The sequence below is a fragment of the Flavobacterium sp. genome, assembly GCF_020217025.1.
Classification (GTDB): domain Bacteria; phylum Bacteroidota; class Bacteroidia; order Flavobacteriales; family Flavobacteriaceae; genus Flavobacterium.
Map to the genome: position 1 here is coordinate 1 of NZ_JAIWOF010000140.1, position 10000 is coordinate 10000.

Sequence of the window (10000 nt, forward strand, 5' to 3'; positions counted from 1 at the left end):
TCAAAAATAGCTACCGCTTTTTGAATACTTGCTATGGTATTCATACCCGTACTTAAAATAACAGGTTTTCCAAAAGAAGCAATATGCTCCAACAAAGGATAATTATTACATTCTCCCGAACCAATTTTATAAGCTGGAATATCAAACTTTTTCAAACGCTCGGCTGCAGCTCGCGAGAAAGGAGTTGAAATGAAAATCATGCCTTTACTTTCCACATAATTTTTCAATTCTAATTCATCTTCTTCGTTTAAAGCACAACGTTCCATAATTTCGTAAATGGAAACATCAGCATTACCTGGAATAACTTTTTTAGCAGCACCACTCATTTCGTCAGCAACAATATGGGTTTGGTGTTTCACTACCTCAACTCCTGCTCTATGTGCAGCATCAACCATTTCTTTAGCTACTTGCAAAGAACCTTCGTGATTAATGCCGATTTCAGCGATAACTAATGGTGGAAAATCGGGTCCTATTTTTCTTCCTGCTATTTCTATGTAGGGATTCATGTGTGTACTGTTTAGTGATTAATTTTTTCAAATATAATAAAGTTAGTGAAGTTGAATAGAACTAGCTTGTCTTGTTACATCAACATTAGTAATAATTGGCAATAAACAACATTCAGAACACCCCATCTCCAAGTCTCCAAGTCCCCCAATCTCCCCGTCATACTAGGATTATGGTTTTACTCATAAATACTAGGTCTATTAGTAAAATCTTTAAAAAACAAAGGCTTTATTTGCTCTAATTCTGCTTCTGATTTATCCCACCATTGCAAAGCTTCTATTTCTTGAATAATGGCATCCGAAAAACGTTTCCTAACTTCTTTAGCAGGGACTCCTGCAACTATAGTATAGGGTGGAATATCTTTTGTAACAACACTTCCCGCAGCTATTATAGCTCCATTACCAACTGTGACATTACCTACTATTATGACGCCATGACCAATCCAGACATCGTGACCAATAGCAATCACATTTTCTTGTTTCAGACTTTTAAGCTCCCCTTCAAATAAATTTTTATTGATATACGTGGTCATATAAGAAATCGGATGATTAGTCGCATGCAAAGCTACATCAACACCTAATTGGCAATATTTGCCTATGGAAATTGTACCACCCAATAAATTCCTATAGCCAAGCGTAGTGGCATAACCAATTTTGATTTTACCTGAAAAATTACAACCATCGGGCACGGCATTCTTACCTTCAAAGGTTACATTTTGAATACCTCTTGAAAATCCAGACAGTGTTACCTTATCTTTTTTTTCAATGGCATTCAAAAAATAGTAGAGTATTTTTTTTATTAATGTATTCATCTAATCTATATTGACTTTTTTATTTTATCAGTATAAAATAAATCAAATAATTTACTAATTACTTTTTGTTTTACCTCAAATATAAAAGGATAATACTTTTTTGCTTTAAATTTTAATTTTAAAACAATTATTCCTTTAGGCTGAGCATTTGCCTTGGCTTTATTTTCTTCTTGAACTTTCAACATCCAATCTTCAACTGTATTACCCATGTGGTAAGCATAATTATGATAGGTTGATAATCTCAAACCTCCTGCAAAATCTATAGGTCCATCTGCATAATTATAAACAGAATTTTGACCTATTAAGGTTAAGGAAGGTGCAGTAGGAACTGTTTTAAAAAATATTTCCCTATTAATACACAAAACTTGATGAGCACATCCTAAGATAGCTTTCTGATTATTTGACTGAACCACGGGCCACATCGCATTCTCACTACAAGTAATATCCCAATTAAGACTTTTCAGATACAAATTGTAATCATTAGTATTTTCAGGAATAGGCTCTAATTTGAAAGAAAGCTGTTTAAATATAATTTGCTGTTGGGTAGAAATATTAGCAATTCGAAACGAACTTTTAACGGCCATAGGAGAAATCGTTCCCAAATTTTTAAATGCATTAAAATTTCGTTCAACCTCTTGTTGCCAACCAAATTTAAATAATACATCAACATCGGAAAGAGTTATTATTGGTTCTCTTGAAGCTCTAGCAGCTCCAATTATAGCATCCATTTTACCTATATTACAGTTGTGATGAATTACACTATCGATTTCTTTGTTAACAAATTTTTGATTTATGTATTCTACTACCTCTTTCTTAGATCCATTGTTAACTACTGTGATGGCACATTTATCATTAATTGTGGTAATAGCTGATTCTAAACACAATTTAAAAACCTCAAAAATATTATCATAATATCCTTCCTTTTCTGGAACATATACTAATATAATTACACGATGTTGAAATTGTAAGTCTATTTTCTTTTCCTTTTTCTGAGGATTCATTCCTATTCTCATAAGTCCTTTGCTATTTGTTGGTATAAAGCTACTATTTTTTGGTGATTAACCGCATAATCCAATCGTTCTTTTGCGATGTTTTGATTAATTTCAAATGCATTTTGCAATAATTTTGAAGAATCGATTGCTTTTAAAATTAATTTTGAAATTGCATCAATATCGTTAGGATCTTCAATTAAAAAACCATTTTCACCCTCTGTTATAATTTCGGCGGTTACATTTCCTGGATTCGATTGAATGGGAAAAGCACCCATAATAATGGCTTCCAATAAAGTATTAGGAATACCGTCGGAAGTACTATTACCAACATAAATTAAAGACTTACCCATTAGTTCTAATATTTCATTATGCTCCAAATCATGCCTACCAAAATATTTAAATGGCAATTTATTCTTTTCAATATAGTTTGTGACTTCTAAATGTGCTCCAAAAACAATTACATCATAATTATGAATTAAAGTCAATACTTTTTCAAATGCCTTAATTATTTGCAATCCCCTTCCAACATGGTGTTGATAACCTTTAACTAAGATTATTCGTCTATTTTCTATTGGGAGTAGGTGCTTTTGATTTTCTTTTAACATAAAACCGCCACCACCTGGAATTACGCCCGAAAATTCTCCTTTAAAACCATATTTTATTGCCAAATTATAGTCTCGTAAACAATCCGTATGCAAATAATCAATCCTATTTAAAACTTTTTTAATTTTTTTTATATGAGTCTCTGAATTTTCATATTTATAAAAATCGCTTCCCCAGCAAGAATACAACCATTTTAGATGTGGAAATTTCAACATCGTTTTCAAAATAGCATAACTCCCGGTATGCATCTCAAAACTATGCACTAAATCAGGTTTAACTTCTTTTATTAGCTGTTCTAACTTCTCATTAGCAGTAACTTCTAAATTGGATTGTATTTTTTCATACAAATTGGGATACTGTTTTCTTAAATAATGTTCTCCTTTAAAATGAGGGATTTTTCTATATTTCCAATTTGTTATTTGTTTAATATAACTTTTTTGTAGTAATTCTTCATTTCCTAAAACATTAAACCAATATATATCATGACCCGCTTCTTTTAGATTTTCAATCCAACGAACTGTATGTAAGGCAGGTATCGAAACAAATAGAATCTTCATTTAACAAGTAGAATTAATTATGGAATGTAAAGAATCTATATAATTTTCTATACTGAACTTTTTAATTTTATCGGCATTAGCTTCACCTTCTTTTATTCTTTGATTATCATTATCAATTAAATGCTGTAATTTATCGCTCAAAATAGTTTTATCATTTGGTATTAAAAATTCCGAGGGTTGTAGTAATCCAACACAACCCGCATGATGAGAAGCGATTACAGGCAAACCATACAACATGTATTCCATAACCACATTTGGAGTTCCTTCTATCTCTGACACTAGTACACCAACATCCAAACAATTCAAAACTTCTTGAACCGATTCGCCAGATAAAAAACTAACTTTTTCAAAACAATTTAAAGACTTAGAAAGAGCAACAATAGCATTATATTTTTCTAACGTTTCTTCGCTATTGTCTTTATTTCCTAAAAACACTAAATGAATCTTTTTATCGGTTTTAATTTCACTAAACGACTGTAAAAGTAATTCTTGAAATTTTTCAGTTCTGTAATGTGCTATCATTCCAATTACAATAGAATCTGCAGGTATAGCAAACTTATTTTTTAATGAAACAGTATCTAAAACTATTTTTTTAATAGACACATATTGCGGTAAAACAAATAATTTTTTCTCAGGAATTTTATAGTAATTTTGAAAAACTTCTAAACCATTTTGTGCATTTGCTATAACAAAAGGTACTTTTTGTACAGCTTTTTTTTCCAACAAATCATAAGTATAATTATCTAAACCTAATTGATGCCAAAAGGTAACTTTAGCACCAACACTTTGATATATCAATGAAGCTATTTTTGAAGGGGTGTTTAAAAACGGAATTATAATATCGGGATGAAATTTCGATACTTCCCTTTTTATTTTATTCAAATATTTTAAAGCTCGAAATGTTCGTTTCAGATTTAAAATAGAAAACTCTTTTCTTACAGTAAGTGATGGTGTTCCAAAATAATGAATAACATTAATTCCACATGCTAAAGCAAATTCATGAAACTCTTTTGTTGGCTGATTGGAATGTGTAGCAACTAAATGAACTTTGCAATTATATTTTTTTATTAAAAAATCAGCTAAACCTAAAGCTTGTCTTTCAGCTCCGCCCAACATAGCAACTTTAATCATCAAAACTACCGTTTTATTTTGAAAGCTAAAATCTGCCATGTTACTGATATAGTTTTTTAATGATTCTGGAAACGCCACTTCCTTTAATACTAGCGAAAGGCAACAAAACACGATCAACCAAAATAAATTTAAAAAAAGTGGTAGTATCTAAAAAAGAATGTGCCGCCAACAAATGTACTATTTTCTTATTATCATCCTGAAAAACGCGACTATTTTCTAAAATAATGAAACGAAAAATTTTTTTGTAGGATTGAACAAAATAGGATTTTATATCCTTATTTTGAAATCGACTTTCCTTGTTCTTCTGTATTAAAGCAACCAAACTGAGCAACAAATGAGCAAAACAGTTGACCATTTTGGTTTTTACTTCAATAGAATTGTACTTCTCTTTGTAATTGGCATCGTTTCGATAATAACAATCAATCGCAGGATATATTTTAAAATCAGAGGCTTGTACAATGGCTTTGATGGCTACCTCTAAATCTTCAAAAACCACTAATTCCGAATTAAAACCAATAGTTTTAAAAAAATCGGTTTTGTAAATAGGTGCTGTAATTGGCCACTGACCGTGCAATTGAATAAAGGAATCTAACACACGATTTTTATCTTGCTCTGCAATAATTTCTTTCTTAGAAAAATCAGGTGCGTCTAGAAAACGGTCCATTTGAAAAACTAAAAAGTCACATTCTGGATATTGTTGAAATTGCGCGAGTCGATTTTCCAAACAAGTGGTTGCTAATAAATCATCGGCATCTAAAAAAATAAGATACTCTCCTTTAGCTTTCGTTACGCCGTAATTTCGTGCTGAAGAAGGTCCTTTTGGTAAATCTTCTGGTCGTTTATATAGTTGAAAACGATTGTCTTTTTCACGATAGTTTTCTGAAATAGTTTCGGTTAAGTCGATAGAACCATCATCTACTAAAATGCATTCCCAATTAGTATAGGTTTGCGAAAGCACGCTATCTAAAGTGGCTTTTATATGCTTACTGCTGTTAAAGGTGGGAATAATTATGGAAATTAGATTAACGACCATCATTCAAATTTTTTAAGTAAAAAACTACGTAAATCAATTGTAGTAATTCCATTATAACTTGCTCCTTTAAAAACATCTAAGGTAACCACCATTTTAGGATAATGATCCGTTATTTGCATCAAATTACCAAATTCACGTTCCATCGTTTTTTCATCTTGTAGCGACAAAGCTACCTGAATATACATTTTCTCTCCATTTTTGGTGGCAATAAAATCGATTTCTTTGTCTCCTAAAACACCTATTGTAACATCATAACCCAAAAACACCAAATGATTATAAACTACATTTTCGATAATTTTACCTCGATCTTCTAATCGATAACCCCAAATACCATTACGAATACCCAAATTTTCAAAATAATACTTATCTCCAATTTCAAAGATTCGTTTCCCTACAATATCATAACGCGCTACTTTGTGAATTAAAAAAGCATTAACCAAATGATGCACATAAACTTGCACCTGATTGGGAGCCATATTAATTCGTAGTGATTTTAAAAAATCGCTAATTTTTTTAGCCGAAAAAAGACTACCGGTATGCGCCGCTAAAAACTGCACCAATTGCTCTAAAAATACAACATTTCGAATAGCGTATCGATTAATAATATCGCGATAAACAATGGTGCTGTAAATATTTTTTAAATATTCAAAAACAATATGATCTTCTAATGGTAGGTGTTTTAAATAAGGTAAACCACCATATTTAAGATACAACGTTAAACTAGAATCACTGTCTTCTAAAGTATGAAATTGCAAAAATTCAGTATAAGACAAACTATATACCGTAATTTCAATAAAACGACCACTCAAATGCCCTGCAATATCCCCCGACAACAAATTGGCATTACTACCTGTACAATACAAATCTAAATTTTCATATAAAACTAAGGAGCGAAGAGCCGATTGAAAATCAATTATATCTTGAATTTCATCAATAAAGACAAAGGTTCGACCCGTTTTTCCTTGATTCTTAAGAACATAATCATGAAGTTCCTGCGCCGTTTGTAATGCTGAAAATTGTAAATCCTCTTTGTTAATGTAAAGAATCGTACTTTTAGGATATTGGTTTTTTACCAAATCCATAATTTGAAACAACAAATAACTTTTACCCACACGTCGTTGCCCAGTAAATACTTTTATGATATTTTTACCAATAAACGGACGCACCCTATCTAAATAATTGTTTCGAGATTCTATTTGTGAAGGTATAAAAGTCATTTATTATAATTACATTTAAAACACAAAGCAAATATACAAATTATTATAAATATACTTATAACTTTTATTTAAAAATAACATTGTTATAAACATAAATAGAACGACAGACATGGTTGTGTTACAAAAAAACAAGCAGTAATCGGAACAAAACTGGGAAAAGTTGCTTTCTTTTCCTAATAATTGGGCAGTATTTAATGGCTAAAGTAGAAGTCAGCAACTTCGGATGCGATTTTAGTAGGTAAATCCAATACTTCAACTCAGCTATTAAGCTATATTTTTCTTTGTAGCGGTAATAAAACAGCCAATTCAATAGTAAATCGATTTTAGTTTTTTCAATGTTATTTTGAAAACTCCAACGGATAACCGATTCATACATTTTTTGACGATGAATTTTGTACTGCTCCGCTTGATTGAAACTATTAGTATCATGAACACCTCGCATAGCAACGGGTTCCGTGATATTTCCAGCTACTAATTTAGAAGTGAGTGCCATTTTGAGCAACCAATCGGTATCTTCCGCCACAACTAAATGCTCTTGAAAAATTCCGATTTTGGTTAGCACTTCTTTTTTAATGGTTAAACCATCAATAGAAAAATACCCTTTTTTTCCGTTTAATAGATAGCCAAATAATTCTTTTGGCGGAATAGCTGCTGTAACTGTAGTTAAAGATAATTCTTGGTGTTCTTCATCTGAAAAATCTCTATAAAAATGAACTCCAATAGCATTGTAAACGCCGTCAATTGAAGTATCGCTAGCAAAAATTTTGCTGTCGGTTTCAAAACGATTTTCCAAGTAAAAATCATCCGCATCTAAAAAAGCGATAAAAGGCATAGTGGCTTTTTGCAGGGCTAAATTGCGACTTGCGGAACGTCCTTTATTGGCATTTTTTTCATGATGATAGATTTTGATTCTAGCATCGGATTGTTGTAATTTTTGAAGAATGGCTAAAGAATCGTCTGTACTGCCATCGTTTACCAAAACCACTTCTTTTACCTCAGCAAGAAACAAGGCAGAAGTAACCGCTTTTTCTATGTAAGCAGCAGCATTATAAACGGGAATGATGACAGAGATTTGCATGAATCAGAATTTTATTTCGTTGCTTTTTTCAACTTCTCAATATTGATTTTTAAACCACTGAATTTTGTTTTTATTCCTAATTCGTGCATGAGTTTTTTGTATTGAGATTCATCTCCCCAAATTCCAAATTTATCTTTAAATCTTAAATATTTAATAAATCTTACTTGGGATAAACTATCGGCAAAATCTTGTAATAATTGAGCATTTTCTTTATGTTCCTCAAACGACTCATCAAATCTTAAATAAATAATTAACTCATCATTATTTTTCAAAAGTGATTGAAAATTAACAATCGATTCTTTTACAAATTCAAGATTTTCAGTTGTAGCAATACCGCTGGAAGGCAAGGTATGTAAATAATAACAAGATTTTGAACTGCGTAATTCTAAAAATCTAGTGATTCTATGTCTTATTTTATTTTGTAATTGCACATTCTCAATTAAATCATCAAAATGATAGAATAAAGCCTCTGGATATTTTTCTGCAAAAACTTTTCCCTTTTCATTTTTTTTTAAGTCAATTAAAAAGTCAGAAAAATTATCTTTTATATTGATAAAAGCGTAATGTAGAGCTAATGAAGGTTTTGTATCTAACCAATCAAAAGGCAAACTTTCATTTCGCAATTCTAATTTTGAAATCATGTAAGCAGGATGACAATCACAGCCTATTGGCAATATACTTTTTAATGGTTTATATTGCTTGTTTATTTTTAATTGGTAATGAAATGGTAACTTAATTTTCATCTTCAGAATGGATTACTAAAATTTAGATACAAATTTTAGAATATGATAACTTATTTTTCTTTTCAATTTACTCTTAAGTATTGGCTTTAATAGTTTGTTAAACTCTTGAGTATAATTAAAATCGATTTTAGAAACATTTACATTGTCATAGCTTTCCCCAAGATAATTTACTTTATACAAGTTACTTCTCTGAGTGATTTCTTCAAAAATGGCTTTATTTCTTTTGTATGAATCGAGAATCTGTCTTATCGTATCCTCAGCTTCAATTTTATTTTCTGAATAATTATAATGATTCTGATGTAAAACTATAACATCATCAACAAATTTAATATTCATTTTTTTCTGTCGAATACGCCAAATAAAATCATCATCATCATAACCTACACCTTTTGCATAACGCTCATCAAAACCGCCCAAATCATATAAGTCGTGTTTAGTCATTGCGGCACAAAAATGATACGCTTCTGGTCGAAATTTTGAATGATTGTACCAACCTAAATCGCCATTCTTGACAAAGGTTTTGTCATTTTCAGATATAAGCTTTTCAATATTTTCTTTATCAAACAATAATTCTTCAGAATTGGTTGTAGTTTTATCTAATGAAAAACATCCAAAACTCAAATACTCATTTTCTTTTAAATGGGCATCCACATATGCTAAAATAGCGCCAAAATGGTAACACTCTGGATTTTGAATAATGATTTTATCACCTTTAACCGCTTCAAAGCCTATATTAAAAGGAATACACGGATTTTTGTACCATTTGTTTTGCTTTTCTAAACGAATGACTCTTAAAAAAGGGTAATCGGTTTGTAAATCTTCTAATCGTTCTGCTTCATCACTACCATCATCGACTACAATAACTTCAAAATCGATTTTGCCATAATAAGGCAACATACTTTTTAAAGTACGAGTAAATAACTTTTTTCGATTGTAATAAGCCGTAACTACAGATATCATATTATAATGAATAGTGTTTGTATAGGGTATTGTGGTCTAAAATCCAAGCTTTCAAAGCTACTAACATTTGTTCGTATGTAGGAACGTGGTAATTAAAATCTTTTCGTGTAAAAAGTAAACTTTTATCCACTTGATAAGCATCGTAATCCACAATTTCCAATTGGTTGTTTCGAAATACAGAATTAAACAATTGCAACAATTCGTATTTATTTATCTTTTCGCTTGGTACCACTTGAATGATTCCTGAAATGTTTTGGTTGATAACTTCATGAACCACTTTTGCTAATTCAAGTGTTGTTAAACCTGTCCAAAAGGCATTAGAATAACCATTCAACTTAGCGTCTAAAGGTTGATTCAAAAACCAATGCAAC

11 protein-coding genes are annotated in these 10000 nt (G+C 30.9%); all 11 read right to left on the reverse strand.

Translation table 11 applies throughout. The features are described from left to right. Positions 1 to 506 (reverse strand): N-acetylneuraminate synthase family protein (locus tag LDL23_RS06995; protein ID WP_291264958.1); only part of this gene is annotated, 506 nt, incomplete at its 3' end. 176 nt (positions 507 to 682) lie between these two features. Continuing rightward, on the reverse strand, positions 683 to 1315 hold the full coding sequence (locus tag LDL23_RS07000; protein WP_291265063.1) for a CatB-related O-acetyltransferase: 633 nt from the start codon (positions 1313 to 1315) through the stop codon (positions 683 to 685). Between the two features lie 5 nt (positions 1316 to 1320). After that, a complete protein-coding gene (locus tag LDL23_RS07005; protein WP_291265064.1) occupies positions 1321 to 2328 on the reverse strand; it encodes a glycosyltransferase in 1008 nt (335 codons plus the stop codon). Beyond that, the gene (locus tag LDL23_RS07010) at positions 2325 to 3467 is read right to left on the reverse strand and encodes a glycosyltransferase family 4 protein (RefSeq protein WP_291265065.1); all 1143 of its coding nucleotides are present in this window, start codon (positions 3465 to 3467) and stop codon (positions 2325 to 2327) included. The genes LDL23_RS07005 and LDL23_RS07010 overlap by 4 nt, the downstream gene beginning before the upstream one ends. Continuing rightward, complete coding sequence (locus tag LDL23_RS07015) at positions 3468 to 4637, reverse strand: glycosyltransferase family 4 protein (RefSeq protein WP_291265066.1); 1170 nt, start codon at positions 4635 to 4637, stop codon at positions 3468 to 3470. 1 nt (position 4638) lies between these two features. Further along, on the reverse strand, positions 4639 to 5634 hold the full coding sequence (locus tag LDL23_RS07020; RefSeq protein WP_291265067.1) for a glycosyltransferase family A protein: 996 nt from the start codon (positions 5632 to 5634) through the stop codon (positions 4639 to 4641). After that, positions 5631 to 6848, reverse strand: coding sequence for an ATP-binding protein (locus LDL23_RS07025; protein WP_291265068.1), 1218 nt, complete (start codon positions 6846 to 6848; stop codon positions 5631 to 5633). The genes LDL23_RS07020 and LDL23_RS07025 overlap by 4 nt, the downstream gene beginning before the upstream one ends. 118 nt (positions 6849 to 6966) lie before the next feature. Next, complete coding sequence (locus LDL23_RS07030; protein WP_291265069.1) at positions 6967 to 7926, reverse strand: glycosyltransferase family 2 protein; 960 nt, start codon at positions 7924 to 7926, stop codon at positions 6967 to 6969. 11 nt (positions 7927 to 7937) lie between these two features. Beyond that, positions 7938 to 8669: a DUF1796 family putative cysteine peptidase gene (locus tag LDL23_RS07035; protein WP_291265070.1), complete on the reverse strand. Its 732-nt coding sequence runs from the start codon at positions 8667 to 8669 to the stop codon at positions 7938 to 7940. A 15-nt stretch (positions 8670 to 8684) separates the two neighbouring features. Next, positions 8685 to 9629, reverse strand: a complete 945-nt coding sequence (locus tag LDL23_RS07040) for a glycosyltransferase (RefSeq protein ID WP_291265071.1) — start codon at positions 9627 to 9629, stop codon at positions 8685 to 8687. A 1-nt stretch (position 9630) separates the two neighbouring features. Beyond that, positions 9631 to 10000: hypothetical protein (locus tag LDL23_RS07045; protein WP_291265072.1), on the reverse strand; the 370-nt coding region annotated here is incomplete at its 5' end.